Annotated in this window: 22 protein-coding genes and 2 pseudogenes; 18 read left to right on the top strand and 6 right to left on the bottom strand. The window is 34.2% G+C overall.

What is annotated here, in order from left to right; all coding sequences use genetic code 11:
- The first annotated feature begins 60 nt into the window (after positions 1–60).
- The 10 genes and pseudogenes from AC4BC7_RS03115 (at position 61) to AC4BC7_RS03160 (ending at position 10,805) form a co-directional block, all read left to right on the top strand.
- Entirely contained in the window at positions 61–1,989 is a 1,929-nt protein-coding gene (locus AC4BC7_RS03115; protein ID WP_490504404.1) for a beta-glucoside-specific PTS transporter subunit IIABC, read from the top strand.
- 12 nt (positions 1,990–2,001) lie between these two features.
- Positions 2,002–3,492, top strand: a complete 1,491-nt coding sequence (locus AC4BC7_RS03120; RefSeq protein WP_207940438.1) for a sulfatase family protein — start codon at positions 2,002–2,004, stop codon at positions 3,490–3,492.
- Positions 3,493–3,528: 36 nt separating this feature from the next.
- Positions 3,529–3,970: pseudogene (locus AC4BC7_RS03125) on the top strand (family 1 glycosylhydrolase); the annotation flags it as partial.
- Positions 3,971–4,203: 233 nt separating this feature from the next.
- Positions 4,204–4,332 carry a family 1 glycosylhydrolase gene (locus tag AC4BC7_RS03130; RefSeq protein ID WP_422389680.1) on the top strand — a complete coding sequence of 43 codons (129 nt, stop codon included), beginning with the start codon at positions 4,204–4,206 and terminating at the stop codon, positions 4,330–4,332.
- A gap of 19 nt (positions 4,333–4,351) precedes the next feature.
- Complete coding sequence (locus AC4BC7_RS03135) at positions 4,352–5,464, top strand: anaerobic sulfatase maturase (RefSeq protein WP_490503810.1); 1,113 nt, start codon at positions 4,352–4,354, stop codon at positions 5,462–5,464.
- Entirely contained in the window at positions 5,464–6,240 is a 777-nt protein-coding gene (locus AC4BC7_RS03140; RefSeq protein WP_490504405.1) for a sulfite exporter TauE/SafE family protein, read from the top strand. The genes AC4BC7_RS03135 and AC4BC7_RS03140 overlap by 1 nt, the downstream gene beginning before the upstream one ends.
- Before the next feature lie 12 nt (positions 6,241–6,252).
- Positions 6,253–7,107: a formylglycine-generating enzyme family protein gene (locus tag AC4BC7_RS03145; protein ID WP_490503811.1), complete on the top strand. Its 855-nt coding sequence runs from the start codon at positions 6,253–6,255 to the stop codon at positions 7,105–7,107.
- Positions 7,108–7,614: 507 nt separating this feature from the next.
- Positions 7,615–7,887, top strand: coding sequence for an HIT family protein (locus AC4BC7_RS03150; protein ID WP_490504406.1), 273 nt, complete (start codon positions 7,615–7,617; stop codon positions 7,885–7,887).
- Between the two features lie 26 nt (positions 7,888–7,913).
- Complete coding sequence (locus AC4BC7_RS03155; protein WP_490503812.1) at positions 7,914–8,405, top strand: AAA family ATPase; 492 nt, start codon at positions 7,914–7,916, stop codon at positions 8,403–8,405.
- A gap of 1,044 nt (positions 8,406–9,449) precedes the next feature.
- Positions 9,450–10,805, top strand: a complete 1,356-nt coding sequence (locus tag AC4BC7_RS03160) for a reverse transcriptase domain-containing protein (protein ID WP_490503813.1) — start codon at positions 9,450–9,452, stop codon at positions 10,803–10,805.
- On the opposite strand, the pseudogene AC4BC7_RS03165 reads toward AC4BC7_RS03160, so the two are convergent.
- A pseudogene (locus tag AC4BC7_RS03165) lies at positions 10,802–11,296 on the bottom strand (recombinase family protein). The gene AC4BC7_RS03160 and the pseudogene AC4BC7_RS03165 overlap by 4 nt on opposite strands.
- A gap of 687 nt (positions 11,297–11,983) precedes the next feature.
- Between AC4BC7_RS03165 and AC4BC7_RS03170 the strand changes: the two are divergent.
- From AC4BC7_RS03170 to holA, 3 genes are all read left to right on the top strand, one after another.
- On the top strand, positions 11,984–12,502 hold the full coding sequence (locus tag AC4BC7_RS03170; protein ID WP_490503814.1) for a ComE operon protein 2: 519 nt from the start codon (positions 11,984–11,986) through the stop codon (positions 12,500–12,502).
- 235 nt (positions 12,503–12,737) lie between these two features.
- Positions 12,738–14,741 carry a DNA internalization-related competence protein ComEC/Rec2 gene (locus AC4BC7_RS03175; RefSeq protein ID WP_490503815.1) on the top strand — a complete coding sequence of 668 codons (2,004 nt, stop codon included), beginning with the start codon at positions 12,738–12,740 and terminating at the stop codon, positions 14,739–14,741.
- 55 nt (positions 14,742–14,796) lie between these two features.
- Positions 14,797–15,828: a DNA polymerase III subunit delta gene (gene holA / locus AC4BC7_RS03180; protein WP_207940483.1), complete on the top strand. Its 1,032-nt coding sequence runs from the start codon at positions 14,797–14,799 to the stop codon at positions 15,826–15,828.
- A gap of 40 nt (positions 15,829–15,868) precedes the next feature.
- Here holA and rpsT read toward each other — a convergent pair whose 3' ends face one another.
- A complete protein-coding gene (gene rpsT / locus AC4BC7_RS03185) occupies positions 15,869–16,123 on the bottom strand; it encodes a 30S ribosomal protein S20 (RefSeq protein WP_207940484.1) in 255 nt (84 codons plus the stop codon).
- 278 nt (positions 16,124–16,401) lie between these two features.
- Here rpsT and AC4BC7_RS03190 point away from each other — a divergent pair, with 278 nt between their 5' ends.
- The gene (locus AC4BC7_RS03190; protein WP_422389679.1) at positions 16,402–17,418 is read left to right on the top strand and encodes an inorganic phosphate transporter; all 1,017 of its coding nucleotides are present in this window, start codon (positions 16,402–16,404) and stop codon (positions 17,416–17,418) included.
- A 12-nt stretch (positions 17,419–17,430) separates the two neighbouring features.
- Positions 17,431–18,054 carry a DUF47 domain-containing protein gene (locus AC4BC7_RS03195; RefSeq protein ID WP_490503816.1) on the top strand — a complete coding sequence of 208 codons (624 nt, stop codon included), beginning with the start codon at positions 17,431–17,433 and terminating at the stop codon, positions 18,052–18,054.
- Positions 18,055–18,093: 39 nt separating this feature from the next.
- Here the strand turns inward: AC4BC7_RS03195 and AC4BC7_RS03200 are convergent, their stop codons facing one another.
- The 3 genes from AC4BC7_RS03200 to AC4BC7_RS03210 form a co-directional block, all read right to left on the bottom strand.
- Positions 18,094–18,927, bottom strand: coding sequence for an undecaprenyl-diphosphate phosphatase (locus AC4BC7_RS03200; protein WP_207940486.1), 834 nt, complete (start codon positions 18,925–18,927; stop codon positions 18,094–18,096).
- 147 nt (positions 18,928–19,074) lie between these two features.
- Positions 19,075–19,779: a histidine phosphatase family protein gene (locus AC4BC7_RS03205; protein ID WP_207940487.1), complete on the bottom strand. Its 705-nt coding sequence runs from the start codon at positions 19,777–19,779 to the stop codon at positions 19,075–19,077.
- Positions 19,780–19,790: 11 nt separating this feature from the next.
- Complete coding sequence (locus tag AC4BC7_RS03210; RefSeq protein WP_490503817.1) at positions 19,791–20,402, bottom strand: MBL fold metallo-hydrolase; 612 nt, start codon at positions 20,400–20,402, stop codon at positions 19,791–19,793.
- A gap of 240 nt (positions 20,403–20,642) precedes the next feature.
- On the opposite strand from AC4BC7_RS03210, the gene AC4BC7_RS03215 reads away from it, so the two are divergent.
- From AC4BC7_RS03215 to AC4BC7_RS03225, 3 genes are all read left to right on the top strand, one after another.
- Positions 20,643–21,137 (top strand): hypothetical protein, encoded by a 495-nt coding sequence (locus AC4BC7_RS03215; RefSeq protein WP_490503818.1) that lies wholly within the window; start codon positions 20,643–20,645, stop codon positions 21,135–21,137.
- A gap of 85 nt (positions 21,138–21,222) precedes the next feature.
- Positions 21,223–21,594 (top strand): phage holin family protein, encoded by a 372-nt coding sequence (locus AC4BC7_RS03220; RefSeq protein ID WP_207940490.1) that lies wholly within the window; start codon positions 21,223–21,225, stop codon positions 21,592–21,594.
- Between the two features lie 80 nt (positions 21,595–21,674).
- The gene (locus AC4BC7_RS03225) at positions 21,675–24,023 is read left to right on the top strand and encodes an ATP-dependent DNA helicase (RefSeq protein WP_490503819.1); all 2,349 of its coding nucleotides are present in this window, start codon (positions 21,675–21,677) and stop codon (positions 24,021–24,023) included.
- On the opposite strand, the gene AC4BC7_RS03230 is transcribed toward AC4BC7_RS03225, so the two are convergent.
- Positions 24,020–24,373, bottom strand: coding sequence for a winged helix-turn-helix transcriptional regulator (locus AC4BC7_RS03230; protein WP_207940492.1), 354 nt, complete (start codon positions 24,371–24,373; stop codon positions 24,020–24,022). The two genes, AC4BC7_RS03225 and AC4BC7_RS03230, sit on opposite strands and share 4 nt — an antisense overlap.
- Positions 24,374–24,430: the final 57 nt, after the last annotated feature.

Raw genomic sequence — 24,430 nt, forward strand, 5'->3', positions numbered from 1 at the left:
AGACAACTTTGTTTAGTCTTGTTTTTTATTTTATAGAAATTATTGGAGAGGATAATTGTGATGGATTATAAAGAATTAAATGAACAAATATTAGAAAATATTGGGGGAAAAGAAAATATTAATGGTTTAGCACATTGTATGACTCGTTTGCGTTTTAAATTAAAAGATGAATCGAAAGCAAACACAGAGACTATTAAAAAGATTTCAGGTGTTGTAACGGTTGTACAAAGTGGTGGTCAGTATCAAATAGTCATTGGAAATCATGTTGCAGAAGTATATAAAGAATTTGTAGAGTTAGCTGGAATTCAAAATGCATCAACTTCACAAGACGATGTAGATAAGCCGAAAGGGATTTTAAATAATTTCATTGATATTGTATCTGGTGTATTTACCCCAGTTATTAATGTTTTGATGGCTGCCGGTATGATCAAAGGCTTATTAGCTTTACTAGCAGCTTTTGAATTAATTGACAAAGTATCAGGAACATATCTAATTTTGAATGCTACTGGTGACGGTCTCTTTTATTTCTTTCCATTATTCTTAGGTTATACAGCATCGAATAAATTTGGAGGAAAGCCATTTATTGGTATGGCTATTGGTGCTGCATTAGTGTATCCATCAGTTGTTGCAGCAAGTAGTGCTGGAGGGGAAGCGTTATTCACTTTATTTCAAGGAACAGTCATTGAATCCCCAGTCTATATCAAATTTTTGGGATTACCAGTTATTTTGATGAACTATGCCTCAAGTGTTATTCCTATCATTGCAGGAACTTATTTAGCTGCTAAATTTGAGGCTTTTTTTACAAGAGTTATTCCTCGTATGGTGCGTAGTTTCTTTGTTTCTTTTCTAACATTAATTATTACAGTACCCTTAGTATTTTTAATTGTAGGTCCTATTACAACTTGGGCGGGTTTGTTTATTGGACAAATATTATCAGCAGCAAATGATTTCAGTCCAATCATTGCAGGAACTGTGATTGGTGGCTTTTGGCAAGTCTTTATTATGTTTGGTCTGCATTGGGGATTTGTTCCAATTGCATTGAACAACTATGCAACTCTAGGATATGACGTAGTTATGATGGCTGGTCTTGCAACACCTTTGGCAATGGCTGGCGTAACGTTTGCAGTTTTCTTCAAAACCAAGAACAAAAAACTAAAAGAAATCGCTTTTCCTGCAGCTTTGTCAGCAGTATTCGGGATTACTGAACCAGCATTATATGGTGTAACATTGGCTAGAAAGAAAGTTTTCTATACTACTTCAGTAGCAGTTGCCATTGCTGGTGCAATTATGGGGATTTTCAAAACACGAGTGTACATTAATGGTGGAACAGGGATCTTTGCCTTACCAAGGTTTATCAACCCTGAAGTTGGTTTTGACAACAGTTTTATTGGATTTACTATTGCTTGTGCAGTTGCATTTGTCGTAGGATTCTTAATTACTTATTTCTATTCTTATAATCCAAAATTGGATGAAGAAACAGACGAAGTTACTGAAAAAGAGAGTGTTTCTATTAATGAAACCTTAGGTCAAACAGTTTTATATGAACTGGATACACCAATTAAAGGTGAAGTGATACCGTTAAGTAAAGTATCTGATGCTGCCTTTTCGACAGGTTTACTTGGTCAAGGAGTAGCAATTTTGCCAACTGAAGGGAAAGTCTACGCACCAGCAGATGGCGAGGTGACAACGTTGTTTCCGACATACCATGCTCTTGGTTTAACAACAAATGAAGGTATTGAAATATTGATTCATATTGGTATGGATACAGTGAATCTACAAGGAAAATACTTTAATCCAGCTGTGAAACAAGGTGATACAGTGAGAAAAGGTCAATTACTAGTAACATTTGACATTGATGCGATTACAGCTGCAGGGTATTCATTGCAAACACCGATTATAATTACGAATTCTAAAAAATATTTAGAAATTGTGAATGTTGAAGTTTCATCTGTCAGTCATGAAGATAATTTATTAACAGTAATAGCTTAGGAGGGACAATTGATGAGTAAAAAGAATATTTTTCTATTTGTAGCAGATCAAATGAGAAATGACGCATTGGCACACATGGGAAATCCAGCATCTATCACACCTAATTTAGATGATTTAGTTTCGGAGGGTGTCTCTTTTGAGAATGCATACTGTCAAAATCCAGTATGTGTTCCTTCTAGAAATAGTTTTTTAACAGGGTTGTATCCACATGTGAGTGGGCATCGAACAATGCATTATTTACAACGTGAAGACGAACCTAACATTTTAAAGGAAATGAAAAATAATGGATATGAAGTGATTTGGATTGGTCGGAATGATGTTGTTCCCGCGGATCGGCCTAAAACAGAATACTGTGACGAGTATTATGATGGTGTGAAAAATGAAAACACACGCGATGCTGAAAATAGTCAAATGGATCACTCTGTTGATATGAATGAAGATAGTAAAAAGTTATACGATAAAATGTTATCAGGAGATACTTATTACTCTTTTTATATGGGGAAATTACCAGATGGAGAAGGATATGGAAAAACAGATTGGAATTGTGTAGAAAAAGCATTGGAGTACATTGAACGTCGTCGTAAAGAATCTTCAGATAAACCGTTCTTCGTTTATTGTACTATTTCATTTCCACATCCACCATATGCGTGTGAAGACCCATGGTATTCAAATATTGATCGAAGTAAGCTACCACCTCGTCGTCCAAATATTCAAGAAGTTCCAAACAAGGCTTCGATGCTATATGGTATTAATGAACGACAAGAGTTAAACGATTGGTCAGAAGAGCGTTTTGATGAATTGAGAGGAACTTATTTAGCGATGGTTTCTCGTTTTGATCATCAAGTAGGATTGATTAAAGAAAAATTGAAAGAGTTTGGCTTATATGACGATACGAATTTGATTATTTATAGTGATCATGGTGATTATACAGGAGATTATACGATTACGGAAAAAGTTCAAAACTGTTTTGAAGATCCGATTTCGAATGTACCATTATTGATTAAGCCTGCAAAAGGAATAGTAGTAGAGCCACGTATTTCCAAAGCACAAGTTGAATTGCTGGATTTACCGGCAACGATTGCAGAAATGGCAGAAATAGACTTATCGTATACACAGTTTGGAAAGTCACTATTGCATGTGGTAGCTGGTGACGAAGAGCATAAAGATGCGGTCTTCTGTGAAGGGGGACGTATTCATGGTGAGAAACAGGCGATGGAATTAGGTCATGGACCAGAATCTCCTTACTGGCCACGACTAGCAACACAATATAGTGAAGGTCCGGAGCATACAAAAGCAGTCATGTGTAAAATGGGAGATTTTAAATACACGATGCGTCTATATGAAACAGATGAATTGTATAATACTATCGAAGATCCGATGGAAATTAATAATTTAGCTGTTTTAGATGAGTACCAGGATTTAGTTCAAAAAATGAAAAATCGAGTGACACAGTTTTATATGGAAACAACAGATTATGTACCTATGAAGCGTGATAAACGTTAATAATAATTCAAATAAACAACTGAAATGTGGAGAACAATGGGTAAATTTCTCAAGAATTTCTTATGGGATGGTGCAACAACTTCCAATCAATTAGAAAGAGCCTATAACGTAGATAGCGAAGGTTTGTCTGTAGACGATGTGCTGCCGGGGGGCGTAAGCGTCTAGCAATTTTAAGTAGTGAAGAATTTGACTGGTCACTAGATTATGACAAACTGGAATTGATCATTAGCATCATTTTAAAGAAGACATTGCGTTATTTGCGGATATGGGCTTTAAGTGCTATCGTTTCTCAATCGCTTGGTCAAGTAGTTTTCCAAATGGTGATGAATTAACACCGAATGAAGTATGACTAACGTTTTATGATACCTTGATTGACGAGTATTTGAAATATGAGATTGAATCAGTGATTACGATTTCTCACTATGAATTACCTTTAAATTTAGCGAAAACTTATGGCCATTGGAAAAATCGTACATTGCATTTTTAACTGCGATATTTAATGTTAGCTTTGTAAACGGTTGAATCAAAAATGGCATCTGATTTCATTACAGGACGCTTGCGATTATTGTAGGTAATATGCATGTTTAGATGAAATCAAAGAATGTACCTAATTGACTATTTGCGTTGACACATTGAAGTAATCGAAGATGGTATTGAATTGATGGGGTAACCATAGGGCTGTATCGATTTAGTCAGCGCATCAACAGGGAAATGAGCAAATGTTATGGTTTTTTTTATGTCGATTTAGATAATCAAGAAAATGGGACATTGAATCGTTCGAAGAAAAAATCATTTGATTGGTATAAAGAAGTAATTGTGATGAACGGTGAAAAAATATAGAAGAAAGTAGGGATATATCTTGAAACATATTTCCGTGTTAATCAAACCAGCTTCAGCACTTTGTAATTTACGATGCAAGTATTGTTTTTATGCTAATGTTAGTTCATTGCGTGAAGTACGTTCTTATGGGAAAATGAAAGCAGATATTGCCGAGCAAATGATCGCGAATATTTACGAAGATTTAGAAGATGGCGATGAGTTAACGTTGGCGTTTCAAGGAGGAGAACCAACGTTAGCAGGATTATCCTATTTCCAAAACATAACTGAGTTGATTGAAAAACAAGTCAGACGTGTGCATGTCCATTATGCGATACAGACGAATGGTATAGTGATTAATGAGAAATGGTGTGTATTTTTTAAAGAACATAATTTTTTAGTGGGGTTGTCAATTGATGGACATCCCCTCTATCATGACTTGAATCGAGTGGATCCTAGAGGTCGAGGAACGTTTCAGCGTGTTCTTCAAACAAAGGCGCTGTTTGATCGTTACGAAATTGATTACAATGTCCTTTGCGTATTAACAAATCCGTTGGCGAAAGAAGCGAAGAAAGTGTTTCGATTTCTTAAAGAACAACAGATTGGTTATGTTCAATTTATTCCGTGTCTGGATGATTTAGACGCATTGGAGCGAAATAGCTATGCTTTGACACCTAAGCGTTTTGCAAGTTTTTATCATCAAATCTTTCAATTGTGGTTCACTGAACTTCAGCAGGGGAATTACATAAGTATCAAGCTATTTGATGATATCGTGAATTTATTGGTTCGCCGACAAGTAACAGCGTGTGGTATTTTAGGAAATTGTCAGGTGCAGTATGTTATTGAAGCGGATGGGAGTGTCTATCCTTGTGATTTTTATGTCTTGGACGAGTACCGCATGGGCTATATTCAAGAACAAACATTACGAGAATTATTTTCGCAAGATGTTTCTAAAAAATTTCGTTGTGAAAAAGCCCCCCTACCTGAAAAATGTCAAACCTGTCCATTTTTAAAAATGTGTCACGGTGGCTGTAAGCGAATGAAAGATGCTATGTATGTAGATGAACGTGATTTTTGTGGTTATGCACATCTGTTAAAAGAATTTGTTCCAAAAATAGATGGAATTTTAGAGACATTACAGGCGGTTCATGCATGATTATTGGAATCATTTATTTTTTGGTGATTATACTAGCAAATACAGTTGGCGCTGTTTCTGGCATGGGTGGTGGTGTCTTAATTAAGCCGATTTTTGATTTTATTGGAGCGCACACAGTGGTGGCGATTTCGTTCTATTCGTCGGTTGCTGTTTTTACGATGTCGATTGTTTCGACAAGTCGCCAACTAACGAGTGGGCGAAAAATTAATTGGAAGATTGTTGTCTGGGTATCCGCAGGTGCAGTATTAGGCGGAATTCTTGGTAATAGCGCGTTTGATTATTTCTTACGAATTTTTTCAAATGATGATGCCGTTCAGATGATTCAAATTATTTTGACGATAATTACACTCTTATTTGCTTTTTTCTATACAAAATACGATTGGAAAAATTTCCAATTAAGCCATAGTTTTTGGTATTTAGTTTGTGGTCTGATTTTAGGTTTTTTTGCTAGTCTGCTTGGTATTGGTGGAGGACCGATTAATGTTTCTTTACTAATGTTAATGTTCTCGATTCCTATAAAAGAAGCAACGATGTACTCGATTTGTACAATTTTCTTCTCCCAACTATCCAAATTAGTGACGATGGGAGTGTCTACCGGTTTTGGTGATTTCGATTTAACTATGTTGATATATATTGTACCTGCTGCGATCATCGGTGGGCTGTTAGGAGCGAAGTTAAGCAACGTGCTATCTGAAAAAAAAGTAACAACGGTGTTCCAATTAGTTATTATTTGTGTCTTGTTGATTAATTGTTACAATAGTTTTCAGCTACTATAAGGAGTGACAAGCATGATTAAAATACCTGGTGGAAGTTATATCATAGGAACAGATCACGCAGACGGATTTGAAGCAGATAATGAAGGACCTCGTCTAACGGTTGCAGTTCCAACCTTTTGGATGGATGAAACGACCGTAACGAATGCTGAATTTGCTAAATTTATTGAGGCAACGGGTTACGTAACTGAGGCTGAACGTTTTGGTTGGTCTTTTGTCTTTCACTATTTTTTGAGTGAAGAAACACGAATGAAAAGTCAATTAATTCCCAATATGGCATGGTGGTACGCTGTAGCAGGTGCTGATTGGCGTCATCCAGAAGGTCCAGATTCAATGATTGAAATGCGGATGGATCATCCTGTCGTACAAGTCTCACGTAACGATGCGATTGTTTATTGTAACTGGGCGGGCAAACGTTTGCCAAGTGAAGTAGAATGGGAAATTGCAGCTAAAGGTGGGACAAATAATGAGCGGTATCCATGGGGCGATGAAGAATTTATCTTAGCTGGTAAACATCGAGCGAATATTTGGCAAGGGGATTTTCCGCGAACGAATACAAAAGACGATGGTTTTATGAATACAGCACCAGCCAAATGGTACGAGCCGAATGGACTAGGGATGTATCAAGCGGTTGGCAATGTCTGGGAATGGTGTAGCAATCCAGCACGAATTGATTTGGAGAAGTTTCAAACAACAACGAGTGAAGAAATTTGGCAAACATACCAACAAGTGGATGATACCTATTACGCAACACGAGGAGGTTCTTTCCTCTGTCATTATTCATACTGTAAAAGGTATCGGATTGCAGCTCGTAATGGGAATTCAGGTATGTCTGCTGCGAATAATTTAGGATTCCGTTGTGTGAAATAGGATTATGAAAGAATTATTCAAATTCCAAATATTTTCATAAATAGCAACCTACGCTACATGATAACCTAGCTTTTATGCTTGAAGTATCGTGTAGCGTAGTTTTTTGATAAACATAATACGTACAATGAACGTATTGGAATGATTAAACAAAGGGATTTATCAAAGAAAATGATTGAATTAAATTGTTCCTAACACGGCCGCTATTAGTATGTCCTTAATGGGAAAAGGTGTAATTTTTACTTAGAAAATACCTGGAATTTAATACGAAAACTATTTTACACAATGAATCTTTGTAAGTATTTTCTTTCTTCTGAGAGGCAGTGAGAGTCACTTCGTTATAACTATTGACCTTTTCCGAAAGAGAAGCAAGTAGGTTAAAAGCACAAAAAAATGGATATATTGTGTGCTTTTGGGTTTTCCCTAAAGGTTATTATGCTCTAATAAAATTACGATCACTTTTCTAAAATGACATAAAAATTCGCAGATGTAAATGGGCATATATTAATTATACCAAAAGATCATTGCACAGATTTAAATGATATTACTGATGAAAATTTTATTGAACTACAAAAGACTTTACTAAAAATTAATAACCATATAATAAACAGCTGTGGATATACAGGAGTAAATATTTTAATGGCTAGCGGTGAAAGTGTGGGACAGTCAATTCGACATGTTCATTTCCATCTTATTCCGAGAAATTTTCATGATAATATCGTTGCATGGCCAGAGCTATCTAAAGAAAAAAAGAAACTTCTGATGGGCTTTATCAAAAATTAAAAATAACAAATTGAAGGGGGATAATTATGCTTAATAATTTATTTTTGTTAGTCGGTATACCTGGTTCTGGTAAAACCACTATTTCAAAAAAACTAGAAAAAGAAGGTGCTTTTTTAGTTTCATCAGACGAATATCGTAATATTTTTACTGAATTTAAAGATAATCATGAATTTATATTTTCAGTTATGAATTTAGTAAGTCTTCATGCACTAAAAACAAGAAATGTAGTTTATGACTCTACAAATTTAAATATTATTAATAGAAAAAATACTTATGAATATTTGAAAGATATAGATACAGATATCAACGTTGTAGCTATAGTTTTAGATTGTAGTGCAGAGTATTCAAAAAAAATGTCAAAAAAAAGACCAAATAGAACTGACGTAACAGATGATTTAGTAGATTTTTTTCAAGGATACTATAAAGAACCTATTGAAGGCATTGATTGTGATTCATTAATAAAATTATCTCTGACTCAAAGAGATAATGTAACTGATATCCTCAAAGAATTCTTGTAATCAAAATTAATTGTTTACTCAAAAAAGTCGGATAGGATTAGAAAAGAGGAAGTATTCGACGCTTATCACGTCGGATATTTCCTCTTTTTTCTTTATCTTATGCTAATAAAGTTTTACGAACTATATTAATTACAGGCACTACTTTAGCGCAATACACAAAATATCTACTTCGCTCAAACGTCACACTATCATACACCTGTACAAATGACTGAATTTATTTACTTCTCGAATCTAAACAAGTGGTAGGTAAAATTAATCCCGCAACAATGCAGTTAGAAAGCAGCAATTTCTAGAATGGCAGCTAATGGAGATGTGTGGTCAATTACTAAATATAAAGCAAAAACAGTTGCTAGTTCAGCTTCTTTATTAAAAAAAGGGGGAAAACTCCTACTGGACCAGAAAGAGGTAAAGGTAAATCTGGATACTATATGCATTATCATACAAATCCTCGTTCAAAATCTAAGGATATTCCTTTTATGGGACACCTTCTTAAATCTGCAAAGAGCTTAATGGATTCATATAAATAAAGTTGTACTATTTACAAATTTGAGAACTCAAATTCGTAAATGAAAAGAACTAATTATGGAGCATCAAAAATAGTTATATTAGTACATAGTAAAAAATGTAAGGTACATTAAAGTAAAAAAGAGAAACCTTGTAAAAAGATTGCTCTTTTTAATATAATTTATGTTAAACTATAAGTGCTTGTTATGTAATTGGTGACAGAATATAATGTTTCAGACTTGCAAGCAAAGACTGCTTGAAATCTTCAGGTAAGTGTAGCTTTGAGTTAATATCAAGAATTATTAATACTTCTTGAATTAACATGATTGATAGGTTAAGAACTAGTGATAAAGATATATTCACTTGAATTTCTCCTTTCATGAACCAGTCAATAACATTATAACAGATTAGTTGAATCTGCTGATTTGCTGCTAATAAAAATGGCCGATATAGCAGTACATACGGCTCATGCTGCCGGAAGGGACATATGTCAGAAATCAGATCTGCTGTTCCTTTCAGCTCCAAAAAAGAGGTGCGAATATGTTAGGCTCTAATAAATATAAAACAAAAACATATTTGCATTTTGATCATAGAGTGAAGATTGAGAATGCAGAAAACTATGTTACTAATCCTAAAAGGATTGCTAGACATAGTTTTTTGCCGTTGATTCATTATGTAGATTCTTTTGAGAAATACATTGGTGAAAGAAACTTGGAAAAAAATAGCAGACCCATCAAAGAAAAAAAACGAAAAATAATGTATGCTGGGCATTGGGATAATTTTATTTATAAGTTCTATGCTGATGAACTATTAAATCCAAAATACAATAACTATTGCTTTAATATGAATATTGATGATTGTGTAACAGCGTATAGAAATAACAGAAAAGGGCAATCTAATATTGATTTTGCAGCAGAGGTTATAAATAGTATTGTAGAATTTGAAGAAGCATATATTTTAGTAGGTGATTTCACTCATTTTTTTGATAGCTTGCAACATTCATTATTGAAACAAAGATTGGCCACAGTATTGGGTGTAACAATATTAAGTAAAGATTGGTTCAATGTTTTTAATTCTGTAACTAAATATGGCTATTATGAAAAACAATTACTTATTGATTTGTTCGGAACCGATAAACAAATAAAGAAATCAGGAAGAAAAAGCTACTTTAATCAATTGAGTGATTTTAGAAAATTTCAAAAAGTACACACGACTAAAACAAATCCTGATTCGATTAAAGGAATACCCCAGGGAACAGCAATTAGTGCTGTATTAGCAAATGTTTATACAATTGATTTTGACTTGGCGTTACAAAAAACGGCCAACGAATACTTAGGAATTTACAGAAGATATTCTGACGATTTTATTTTGATTATTCCAAAAAAGAATGTTAAAAAGGAAGAATTTGAATCAATTGAACAGCAAGTTAGAAGCTTGGCTGAAGATAATAAAATCAATCTTCATAAGGATAAGACCGAAATGTACTTCTATAAGGATAAACAAATCAAACTACTAGACAATAATAAAAAAAGTAGTTTAGACTATTTAGGATTTACTTTCGATGGAAAAACTGTACAAATGCGCGGAAAAAGTACCTACAAATTTTATCGCAATGCTAAAAAACTTATTAATAGGGCTCATAAAACAAAAAGAAAGAAAGGATTAGATAAGATTCCTTATCGTAAAAAAATATACAAGCTTTACACAGATATTGGTGATAATAAAGGGAAACTTAGTAATTTTATTTCATACGCTAAACAGGCACAAATAAAATTTGACAGTATATCTCCAAACACTAATAATATAATGATGAATCAAATAAAAAACCGAAAAAAATATGTAGAAAAACGTTTAGGCATAAAAATTCATACGAAAATAAGAACTAGAGATATTTAATTCTCCAGTTCTTTTTTTATTCTATAAATGGTTTGTCTAGTGATTCCCAACTCTTTAGATATTTCTGAAATAGAAATCACCATTACTAGTTTTTCTACAATTTGACGATAAAGTGCCCTTTTTTGAGGATCTCTCATTCTTTCTTAATATAATTTGGGACGCCCATTATAAATTCCTTTCTCCTTGGCAATCTTAATTCCTTGAGCTTGCCGTCTTTTAGATTCCGTTCGTTCTTGCTCTGCAATCGTAGCTAAAATCTGAATGATCAAATCTTTGATAAAGTGATCGAGTACTGGGTTGCCAATTGCTTCGGCCATAAAAATATCAGACTCTCTCAAATCTAATGCTTCTTTAAAAATTGGATGCTGTTCGACAGTTGCTCCAGATTTTTTCTATATAAATATTTTTTCTGCACCTAGTTTTTCAAATTCTTGAATTTGTCTTTCCAAGCTTTGATCAATCGATGAAAATCTTGCATATGCAACCTTCAAAAAATCCATGAAAAAATTACGCAACGAGAAACCAAATCAAATTATTGGCAATGTTCGCTACAAAGATGCTGATATTTACTTGAATCAACTGAGCAATCAACAAATTAAAGCCATTGCAAAAATCAGCTATGAATACGATATTTTAAACGGGTCCAATACAATTTTTATTAGAAGGTATAACCTTAACTGCTAATTAAAGTAATTGATTCTTTTTGTATTTTATCTATAACTTAAATTCCATAAAATTTATTTCAAATTAATACGTATTTATAAAGTAGAACTATGTTGTTCTTTGAAAATTCTATAGTTTTTTACAGCATTAAATGATTAATCGGAATGAGAAAAGGAAATTGATTCCAAAATTGTATTTATAGTTTTTTAGAACTTTTTGATCAGAAAACAAAAGAAAATATAATTTGAGATAGCTCTATATGCAAAATTTTCAACAAAACTCGATGCAATTGTGGTAACATTCATTTAAGTATATAGTATCTATTATTGCAATCGCACTTTTATTTTTATAATAGTTAGCGTACACATTTCAAAAGCGGGGTTGTTTCTTTAAAAAATTTGAAACTACCTCTTAAAAGGTAAACAAAAAAGCTATTTAAAGATAAAATTAATTTAAATTAGAAATATACAATTAAGTGACTAAGTCAATCAATCATTATTTAAAGGAGTTTATAGATGAAAGAAAAAAATAGAAATACAAATAATGATTTAAATAAATCTTACGAACGTATCCCATGGAACCAATATTTTATGGCACAATCGGTTCTGTTATCGCTACGCAGTACTTGTACGCGTTTAGAGGTGGGGGCTACGTTAGTTAAAGATCGACGGATTATTGCTGGTGGCTATAATGGTTCGGTTAGTGGCGATCATCATTGTATTGATGATGGTTGTTATATAGTAGATGGCCATTGTATTCGGACGATTCATGCAGAAATGAATGCGTTGTTACAATGTGCTAAATTAGGTATTTCTACAGAAGGTGCTGAAATTTACGTGACGCATTTTCCGTGTTTGCCTTGTACAAAAGCTATTTTGCAAGCTGGGGTAAAAAAAATCTATTATTTAAATGATTATCGCAATAACGAATATGCAATGGAATTAATTAAACACGTTGGGGTCGAAGTCGAACAGGTGCAATTGGAACCGAAATATTTTGAGAAACTTTCTTTTGGTGAATTGGATGACCAATAGTCACAAGTATGTTTGGAAGAACCAATTGATATTTCCTTTAATATGTATGGTTAGCTTTCTGCATGCGTGGTTATTAGATCAACCTCTTTTTTTAATAATAGGGTGTTATTTTCTAGGTATAATTTGCTGTAAAAAACAAGTAACATTAGTGTTACTCGCTGTTTTTTGCAGCTTTTTTGTATTATTGAGAGGGCAACAAACAAAATTACCTCCAGTTCCTATTGAAAAAGAGCTAGTGACAGACGTTCAGATTTTTCCAGATACGATTCAGTTAAATGGCGATTTAGTTAACTTTGAAGCGACGACTGATCAAGGGGAAATTAAAGGCCAATATAAAGTTTCTAGCAAACAAGAAAAAGAACAGTGGCAAATTCGGAAAAACTGGTCAAAAATTATAAACGTTCGAGGGTCTTTTCGAGAAATAGAACGACAACGGAATCAACATGGATTTGATGCACAATGGTTTTATTTCTCTACTAATCAATTAGGTGTTTTCGAAATTGAAGAGATTCTTTCTGAAAAAGAAGCATCAGGTTTTTCAGTCTTGCGTCAGATTCGAGCGAGTTGTATTGATTGGTTAGAAGAAAATTTTCCTGAAAAAGTTTCCACTTATTTTTTAGCATTACTAGTGGGATACAAAAGCCGTGATTTCCATGAAATTCAGGATATTTATAGTAGCAGTGGAATTCTACATTTTTTTACTATTTCCGGTACGCATGTGTATTTATTTTATGGTTGGTTTTTACGGCTCTTACGTCGTAGTCGATTGACATTTAATGAATTTAGTTTTATTAGTTGTTTGGGTATTTTCTTTGGTATTTTTTTATTTGGACAAGAAGTGAGTGTATTGCGAGCTTCTTTGTTGTATCTGTTGAATTTATTTTTTAAAGAGAAACAATTTTATTTGTCTAGTATGGATCGATTTAGTATGGTGTTATTTTTATTATTGGTATTGGATCCTAAAACGTTATTACAACTTTCAGGCATCTTATCGCTTGGGATGTCATGGTTTATTTTGATTCAAGATGCCAAAGATAATCGCTTCGTTACTCAACTATGGCGATCTCAAGTGATTTCTGTTTTAGCAGCCCCGATTTTTATGTATTTTTTCTTTGAGATACCTTTACTGGGTGGCGTATTAACGACAATTTGTGGGCCGTTTTTTAATTTATTTTTGCCGTTTAGTTTGTTAATTTGTGGACTGGCACTAGTGGGAATACCCGTAGAGGGATTAACGAATCTTTTGCTTATTGTTATTCAGGCATTTGAAAGTTTGTTAAGTTTAACCAAATCTATGGTTTGGGTGACTGGACAGCCGGCGATAATAAGTGTAATTGTCACTTTATTCGGGAGTTTATTCCTTTATTATCATCGCAAAAAGTGGTTAATTTTTATCCCTATGCTTGTTTTGATAGTCATTCAGTTCGGTTCATTTAAAACGTCTATTTCATTTGTGGATGTGGGGCAAGGGGATAGTACAGTTATTCAAAGCCTATTCAATCAGGAAGTATATGTTATTGATACAGGAGGCAGACTATCCTTTGAACAAGAAGAATGGCAACAACGAACATATCGTGCAGGAGCAGAGTATACCTTATTACCTTTTTTAAAAGGAGAAGGTGTGCGTCAAATAGATGGGTTATTTCTTACACATGGCGATGCAGATCATCTTGGAGACGCTGCAAAGGTTATCGAGAAAATTCCAGTAAAATGGGTGTATATTGGTAAAGGAAGCCTCCAGCATCCCAGTATTCAGCGCTTAGCTAAGCAACTACCCGAGAGTACCAAAATTCGAGAAGTAGAGATGAATGAAGTCATCGGAAAGCGTCTGCCGTTACAAGTATTAGCTCCTAAATACGGTAAAGGTGAAAATGAAGATTCGCTCGTATTAACTACTACGATTCGAGGTATGCGTTTTTTAATGACAGGAGATTTAGGCAAAGATGGGGAACGAAAACTCTTGAAAGACTATCCAAATTTAACTGTCGATGTTATGAAATTAGGTCATCACGGCAGCAAAACATCAACAGATAATCAATTTATTAAAAAAATCCAATTGAAACAGGGGATTATTTCGAGTGGTAAAAATAACCGGTTTAATCATCCACATCCAGAAGTACTGGAGACGTTGGCTGAAAATCAGGTTCGTGTTTTTAGAACGGATCAATCGGGAATGATTCGCTATTTATGGGGAATAAAAGAACAAGAGCCAACGGTGTGGTTAGCGAAAGAATACTAGCATTTAAGATTGCTTCATGGTAGGATAACCAATGAAAGATTGGAGAGGAAAATAGATGAATACCCAACAAGCCCTACAAGAGATTCGCTCACAAAAATTCCAATCACTCTATGTTGTCCTAGGAACGGAAGATTTTTTACAACAACAAATTCGAGATGTTTTTTTAGAGAGTTTGAATGTTGACCAAGATGACTTGAACTTTGCACAATTTGACTTAGAACAAGATTCCTTAGACATGGTATTGGATGAGGCACAATCGACGCCTTTTTTTGGAGACTACCGTTTGATATTTGTTGACAATCCTTTTTTTCTAACTGCAGAAAAAAAGAGCAATGCACCTGAACATAATATTGAAGGTTTATTAGAATATCTTAAAGACCCAAACGACACATCGATTGTTGTCTTTTTTGCCGCCTATGAAAAATTAGATGAGCGTAAAAAAATTACCAAACAGCTAAAAAAAGCAGCAACAGTCATCGATGTTCAACCAATGAAAGAAGCAGAGGTTCGTCGTTATTTGCAACAGACGTTGGATAATGACGAGTTAGTGATGGCACGAGATGCGTTTGAATTGTTTATCCGTTTAACAGATATGCGTTTATCCAAAGCCATGCAAGAGTTAGAGAAACTTCGCTTATATGCAGGAGAACAAAAAAGAATTTCAAAACAAGCTGTGGAACAACTTGTCCCTAAATCCTTAGAAGATAATGTTTTTGACTTAACAAATTATGTATTACAAGGAAAAACCGAAGCGGCTTTACGTTTGTATGATGACTTATATATTCAAGGAGAAGAGACGATTAAAATCAATGCAATTTTAATTAGTCAGATTCGTTTGTTACTGCAAACGGCAATTTTAATGAAAATTGGTTATCAACAAGGAAATATTGCAGAGACCTTAAAAGTGCATCCATATCGGGTAAAACTTGCGATGCAACAAGCAAAAAAACTGAATCAAAAAGATTTAGCACATCTTTATGATGAGCTAATTGAAAATGATTACTTAATAAAAAGTGGACGCATGGAAAAAGAGTTTTTATTCCAATTGTTTGTTTTGAAAACAGCTCATCGATTACACGGAAAATAAAAAAAGAGGAGAAGCTTTACGCTTACCCTCTTTTTTTTAATTATTTAGCGATTTTTTTGCTTAGACGAGATTTGTCACGGCCAGCTTTGTTTTTATGGATTAATCCTTTTGACTCAGCCATATCGATTGCTTTGACAGCATCTTTAAATAACGCATCTACGTTATCAGCACCGGCTTCAACAGCTTGATCAAATTTTTTGATTGCTGTACGCATTGTGCTCAATTGAGATGAATTTTTAGCGTTAGCAATTTCGCTTGTACGCACACGTTTGATTGCAGATTCAATGTTTGGCATTTGTTTCACCTCCGAATAAAAAGTTATTATACGAAAAACGTATAAATCAACACTAGTCATTATACATAAACAAAGGGAGCAATGCAATAACAAGTTGTAAAGAAATTTTACTTAACACAAAAAATAGTGAATTTTACAAAGAATTTACGAAAAAAATAGCTTTTGTTTTCAAAATTTACTTTTTTTATACAAAAGAAACCTTTCTTTAAAAAATTGCTTCCATCTAATGTTAGTTTTATGCTATGATGACAACGAAAAACGAAATGGTGGTGTAAATTTTGAGCATTGCATTAGTTATTACCATTACACTTGTAATGGGTGTAATCTTTGTAAACGGATGGACAGATGCCCCGAATGCAATTGCGACTGCAGTTTCGACACGTGTCTTAAGACCGAATGTGGCGATTGGTATTGCGGTAGTAATGAACTTTTTAGGTGCGTTAGTAATGACATTCTTTAATGCACAAGTAGCAGAAACAATTAGTAATATTGTTTCATTTGACTCTCAAGGAATTCAAGCAGCCCAAGTAGCGCTCGCAGCTTCGCTATTTTCTATTGTCGTTTGGGCAGTTGCTGCGTGGTATTTTGGTATTCCAACTAGTGAATCACATGCATTGATTGCTGGGTTAACTGGTTCAGCTATGGCATTAGGCGGTTTCAATGCTGTCAATGGACAAGAATGGACAAAAGTTCTTATTGGCTTGGTTGTTTCAACTGTCCTAGGATTTGGAGGCGGTTATTTAATCACAAAATTACTTGTGTTGATTTTCCGTGATGTACCAAGAAGAAAAGCGAATAAATTTTTCACGTGGGGCCAAGCAAGTGCAGCAGCGGCAAACGCTTTTTTGCATGGCGCACAAGATGGACAAAAATTTATGGGTGTATTTATGCTAGGATTATTTTATAATAACTTAGCTGAAAAAACAGGGAATGGATTTGTTATCCCTATTTGGGTGATGGCGTTATGTTCAATCACAATGGGAATTGGAACATCAGTAGGTGGTATGCGTATCATTAAATCAGTCGGAATGGACATGGTTAAATTAGAAACATACCAAGGATTTTCTGCGGACTTAAGTGCAGCAATTTGCTTGTTCTTAGCTTCTATTTTTGGAATCCCTGTTTCAACAACACATACAAAAACAACTGCAATTATGGGTGTCGGTGCATCTCGACGTTTATCAAGTGTCGATTGGCGGATCGTCAAAGAAATGGTTTTTGCGTGGGTAATGACTTTCCCAGGATGTGGAGTTATTGCATATGTGATGGCGAAACTGTTTGTTGCAATTTTTTAAGGAGAGAAAAACATGGCAAGAAAAAAACAATACAACTATTTTAATACAATGGAACTTTTAGCAGAAAATTCACACAAAGCAGCAGAAATTTTAGAAGATATTATAAATAATTATTCTGTTAGCACATTTGAGACAAAAGCTGAAGAAATTCATCACTTGGAAAAAGAAAACGACCGTATGATTGATGAATTAACAAACGAATTATACGATGCGTTTATTACACCGATTGACCGTGAAGATATTTTGATTATTTCTGAATGTTTAGATGACATTATCGATGGTATCAATGGTATGACGTATTTATTTGAAAATTTAGTGATTACAGAAATGCGCCCAGAGACAGAGCATTTTGCTAGCTTAGTGAATAAAGCAGCTCGTGGCGTTCATACAGCGATGTTAGAATTTCCGAAGTTTAAAAATTCTAAAACTCTAAAAAATATGATTGTCGAAGTAAATGATGTTGAATCAGAAGGCGATTTGTTGTTTAGTAATTTGAAAAAACAACTATTTAGTGAAGAGACAAATGTTTTAGAAATCATAAAATGGAAAGAGATTTATGATCGTTTTGAATCTATTTTAAATGCAAGTGAAGAAGCTGTTGATATCATCGATGGTTTGATTATTAAAAATACGTAAAAAAAAGAGATGTCTGCATAAAAGCAGCATCTCTTTTTTTTACATCACAAATGCCCAATAGCCAATTAAGATAATACCAAGAATGATTCGATACCAACCAAATGCAGTAAAATCATTTTTCTTGATGTAGTTCATTAAGAATTTAATGGCAATAATTGAGACGATAAATGATACGACTGTACCAACAAGTAAGATGATAATACCATTCATATCAAATGAATTACCACCAGCGACGAATTTAACGATTTTTAGCAAGCTTGCACCAAACATCGTTGGAATACCTAAGAAAAAGGAGAACTCAGCTGAAACGAAGCGAGAGGCGCCAATTAGGATACCTCCTAAAATGGTTGCCCCTGAACGAGAAGTTCCAGGAATTAATGCAAGAACTTGGAACATACCAATAAGTAAGGCAAATTGATACGTAATTTGTGTTAAATCAGTAATCTTTGGTGTTTTTGATTTATTGCGTTTTTCAACCACAATAAAGGCAATCCCATAAACGATTAACATAATTGCAACTGGTAAAAAGCTATGGAAGTTTTCTTCTAACCAATCATCTAAAGGCAATCCGATAATGACCGATGGAATAATCGCTACAATTACTTTAAACCACAAAGACCAAGTCTCGCGATTCTGTTCAGTTGTCTTAGACGGAGAAAATGGATTGAGTTTATTAAAATAAAGAACGACAACCGCTAAAATTGCTCCTAATTGAATGACCACATTAAACATTGTCATAAAGGCTTCAGAAGCGTTGAGCTTAATAAACTCATCCGCTAAGATTAAATGCCCCGTGCTACTAATTGGCAACCATTCGGTAATTCCTTCGATAATACCCAAAATAATTGCTTTAATAATATTTTCGAAAAACATTTTTTCATTCCTTTCATTTCATAATGACATTGATAAGTATACCGTTTCTAAAAAAGATTACCAACTTTTTTTCAAAAAAAGCAGCAAACAAAAAATGTCTGCTGTTTTTAAAGTTGATTTATCAGTATTTTAAAAAATGAAAATTTCTTAGCTTAATAAATTTTTAGAAATTTCGATGCCTTTTTCAATATACTCTGTGGAACCTATCTCTTCGCAATTAAACGCGCCATTCTCATATACTAGGCGTGTAACAGATCCGTTGTCTAAATCCATTCGAACATTGTTTTCTTCGCGGACTAAATTTAATAAGAAAGCAATGGTTAAGCCGTGAGAAACAACTAACGCTTTGCCACCACCATTTTTTTCAACACGATGCGCAATATCTTCAAAGCCATTTAAGACACGTGTACTTAATTCGTCATAAGTTTCTGCCCAGTTTGCGGTGTCGGCATTGTAGACTGCCTCGCAAATTTCTTTAAAGGTAGTATCACGATCAATCATTTCATCATAATTTTTGAAATTTAAGACACGTGGAATGACGCCCCACATTTCGGCATCATACGCACCTTCTAATGAGCCAAAACACCATTCACGAATCCGTTTATCTACTCGATAGGGCAGTACGGGACCATCAGGATGTTCACTCAAAAGAATACGCATCGTTTCAATTGCACGTCCACTATCACTTGAAACGGCCTCTGAGAAATCGATGTCGCGTAAACCCAGTCCCAAGTACTGAATCCGTTCAACACCTATTTTAGTTAACGGCGTATCGCACCAGCCTTGTACACGTTGGAGGGTATTGAACATTGTTTTTCCATGTCTAACAATATAAAGCTCTGTTTTTGTCATAATTTTCGCTCCTATCTGTTTTTAAAAAATGGATTTGTTTGTTTTTCACGTTCAATTGTTGTAGCATCGCCATGCCCAGGATAAACAGGTAATTCGTCTGGTAAAGTAAAGAGTTGCGTAGTAATACTCGTTAATAATTGTTCTAGGTTACCAGTGTATAAATCTGTTCGTCCAATGCTTCCACGAAACAGCGCATCCCCAGAAACGACAAAGTCATCAAAGACAAAGCTAACACTACCAATGGAATGCCCAGGAGTTGCACGAACATTAAAGGTGATTCCACCAATTGTATACTCTTTTAATGCTAGTTCATATTCTGCTGGACGTGCAGTGATATTTTGCCCCCCCGATAAATTTAAAACAGGGTCTTGCAACCAATCTTTTTCTAAAGGATGTACATAAACAGGAATTTGATATAAATCACGTAATTGATCTACCGCACCGATATGATCGTGATGGGTGTGGGTCAATAAAATAGCTACAGGTGTTGCAGCTGTCTTTTTTATTTGCTCCGCAATAATCTCTGCATCAGCACCTGGATCGATGATTAAAAGAGTATCTGCTTGCCAAACCAAGTAACAATTTTCTTCAATACGTCCTGTTATAATACGTGTAATTTTCATAAAAAACCTCCTCATCTGAGTGTTATCAGGTATAAGTATAACGTAAATTATGACTTCTAACAAAAAAATATCCTTGTTTTTAGAAGGGAATTTTCTTCAAATCTGAGAAAGCTTCTAGAATCTGATTAAAAGAAAGGCGGTAATTTAAAAATTGAATGAAAAATGATTGGTTTTGAATTTTTTTAAAACGGCTCTTTGTTATACTACATGTAGATATTAATTAAGTGAGGGGGATGACGTTTGAAGAAGCTTCTTTTACTAACATATATGGCGATGCTCTGTTTATTAGGAGCTGCCTGTCAATCATCTCCAGAAGTCATCAATTCAGCAGATACATTAGTTGTTGAAAGTTTACCTGCTTTAGATGAAGAGACACCAAAAAATGTCTTATTGATGCAAGTAGATAACAATGGTTTTCCACAAAATCAAGGAGTATACGATTTTAGTCAAGGTACGTTGACTGTAGTAAAGCAATATGTACCAACGAACGAGGGAACACCAGAAACCGTTCATCATGATTTTGAAAAAACATTTTTACTTACTAATTGGGAAGAGGATCCTTATGAAGTTTATGAGGAGACTTTTAAACAAGTAGAATTATTTGTAAACAAAAAGCAAATTCGTTTACACAATGGCGATTTTGAAAAAAATTTCTATTTTGAACAAGACGATAAAACGTGTGTTCGTGACGAAAATAATGTAATTTATACTGTTCAATATGATATGACGCAATAAATGTAAAAGAAATTTTGTTTTTCGCAAAATTTCTTTTACATTTTTTCTTCTTTTTTCGTTTGTATGATTGAAAGGAGAGAAAAATATGATAGATGAATGGATAAATCAGTTAAAAGAACAACAAATTTTGTATTTGTTATCGATTTTAGCAGGAGCTATGATTGTGGATTTTTTTAGTGGGATTATTGCAGCAAAAATTAAGCAAGAAATCACTTCAAAAATAGGAATTAACGGTATCTTGCGAAAAATAGCTAGCATGATGCTTTTAGTTTTCTTTTTACCAGTGGCATTTTTATTGCCCGGTTTTACAGGAATTGTGATGTTATACGTCCTGTATGTTGGCTATTTGTGGTTAGAATTACAGTCTATTTTAGAAAATTATAAAAAAATGGGAATTGATACGACGCCATTTCGACATTTTTTAGAGTTATTGAAAGATTTTATGAGCAAAAAATAAAAGGTCTTTTTAAAGTTCGTTTTGTTCGCTATACATTTACCAGGAAATCGCTATAATAGTAGGTTGAAGAAGGTGACAAGATGAAACGAGGAAAGATTTCTGTTCGTAAATTGGTTGAATTTATTTTACGAAAAGGAAGCATTGATAATCGTAAAACCAGTAACCATACAGCACAAGAGGGCGCACGAATCCATCGTAAATTGCAAAAAGCAGCAGGAGAGGAATATCAAAAAGAAGTCTTTTTAAAAACTGAAGCTTTAGTGAATGGGGATGAGATTAGTGTCGAAGGTCGGGCTGATGGCATCTTTTTCCAAGAAAATCGTTGGATTGTAGATGAAATCAAAACATCAGAAGTTCAATTTGAAGACTTAAGTGAAGACCAAATTGAACTATTTTTTTATCAAGGAATGGTGTATGCCTATCTCTATAGTTTGCAAGAAGAACTTGATAAGATTTCAGTACAATTAACTTATTTTCAAACAACAGAAGAACTAATTACCCGTCAAAAAAGAGAGTATACTTTTGAGTTTTTAAAAAGTTTTTTTGAAGAGCTGTTGATAGAATACCACAAATGGTTACTTTTCCAAGAAGATTGGCGTCGCTTAAGAACCTCTACGCTTCAAGCGTTAGCATTTCCGTATGATTCGTATCGAAAAGGACAGCGAGAATTAGCCGTTGCTGCATATAAAACCTTACGTAATCAGCAACGCCTGTTTGTAGAAGCACCTACTGGGACAGGAAAGACAATTTCCACTCTTTTTCCAGCATTCAAAGCTTTAGGAGAAGAACGGGCAGACCGAATTTTTTATTTAACTGCTAAAACGATTACTCGTCAAGTTGCTGAAGATGCACTTAAAGCATTAGCTGATGTTGGTGCTGAAACGAAAAGTGTCACATTAACAGCCAAAGATAAAATTTGTTTTTTAGATGAGCGCAAATGTAATCCAGATGATTGTCCGTATGCAGATGGGTATTACAATCGTATTAATGAAGGCTTATGGGATTTATTACATCACGAAAATCAATTTACCCGTCCAGTTATTGAAGAATATGCCAAAAAGCACCGGTTATGTCCCTTTGAATTGTCTTTAGATGTTAGCTTGTTTTGTGATGTGATTGTAGGGGACTATAATTATTTGTTTGATCCAACTGTTTATTTGCGACGTTTTTTTGAGGAACCAGAAGAAAAATATTATTTTTTAGTAGATGAAGCACATAATTTAGTCAGTCGTTCACGTGAGATGTATTCAGCAACGATTACTCGTTCTGCGTTTAAACAAATAAAAGAGCAATTACCAAAAGACTTTAAAAAGATTCGTCGAGTGTTAAATAAAATTGACAAAGAATTTGCCGCTATGGAACAAATTGCCAAAGAAGACAATTGGACATTTCATCATCAAGCACCTCCAGTTGAAAGCTTATTAAATCAACTATTTAAGTTTAGTGAGTTAAGCAAAGAGTGGTTAGCAGCACATTCTGAACATCCAGCACAAGAAAAACTTTTAACAGTTTATTTTGATTGTTTGCATTTTCTAAAAATCAGTGAATTTTATGATGATCATTATGAGACAACCGTTGAAATAAATGCATACGACATGCGTATTCGTCAATTTTGTATTGAACCCGCTCCATTTTTGGAAAAAATGTTAGAAAAGGGAAGTGCGAGTATTTTATTTTCAGCGAGTTTTAGTCCTCTAAACTATTATCAAGAAATGTTAGGAGGAGGAAGCGATGCTTTACGATATCGCTTAACGAGTCCTTTTCCTATTGAAAATCAGAAAATTTGTTTGACAAACTATATTCAAACCACCTATAAGCAACGCCAAAATAGTTTGCCAAACATTGTTGAAGCAATTGCTACAATGGTTCAAGAAAAAACTGGAAATTATCTGGTCTTTTTTCCGTCATATAAATATCTTGATGACACTTACCAACTATTTAAAGAACTTTTTCCAACTGTTCAAACGATTGTCCAAGATACTGAGATGAATGAAGAAGAAAGAGAACAATTTTTAGCAAAGTTTGTTGCTAATCCTGCAGAAACATTGGTTGGCTTTTGTGTTTTAGGAGGAATTTTCTCTGAAGGTATCGATCTAAAAGGAACGCGCCTAATAGGTAGTGCAATTGTTGGGGTTGGATTACCACAAATTAATCATGAGCAAGAACTAATTCGTGAATATTTTGATGAGCACACCGATTCAGGATTTGAATATGCGTATCAATTACCAGGAATGAATAAGGTTTTACAAGCAGCGGGACGTGTTATCCGTGATTTAACAGATGTAGGTGTAGTTTTGTTACTTGACCAACGCTTCAATACACTGCGTTATCGCCAATTATTTCCACCACATTGGCAACCGACTGTGTGTTATCGTCCACAGGATTTAGTAAAGGAACTACGTACATTTTGGCAAAAAACCAGCAATTAATTTTGATTGCTGGTTTTTTCATTGAGCGCTAACCAATATTTATCTCCCCATTTACAAATCTCCTGAACAATTGTTGAAAGTTCGTTCCCAATTTCTGTTAATTCGTAGTCCACTTTTGGTGGGACGACTGGATAAATTGTTCGGTGAATAATTTGATCTCTTTCTAATTCTCGTAGTTGACGAATAATCATTCGTTGATTAATATCTGGTAGGATTTTGGTTAATTCACTAAGTCGTAATGTTCCGTGTTCTAAAAAAGCCCAGACAATGGCTATTTTATATTTTCCTCCTACAGCATACATGGCTAAATCTTTCGTATTATAAAATTCTTTTTCATTATAGTGAAACATCAACGTACTCCTTTTAAGTGACAAATTTGTCAGTATTAACGTCTTGTATTATATGAT

The organism is Enterococcus sp. AMC1623 (assembly GCF_058216495.1).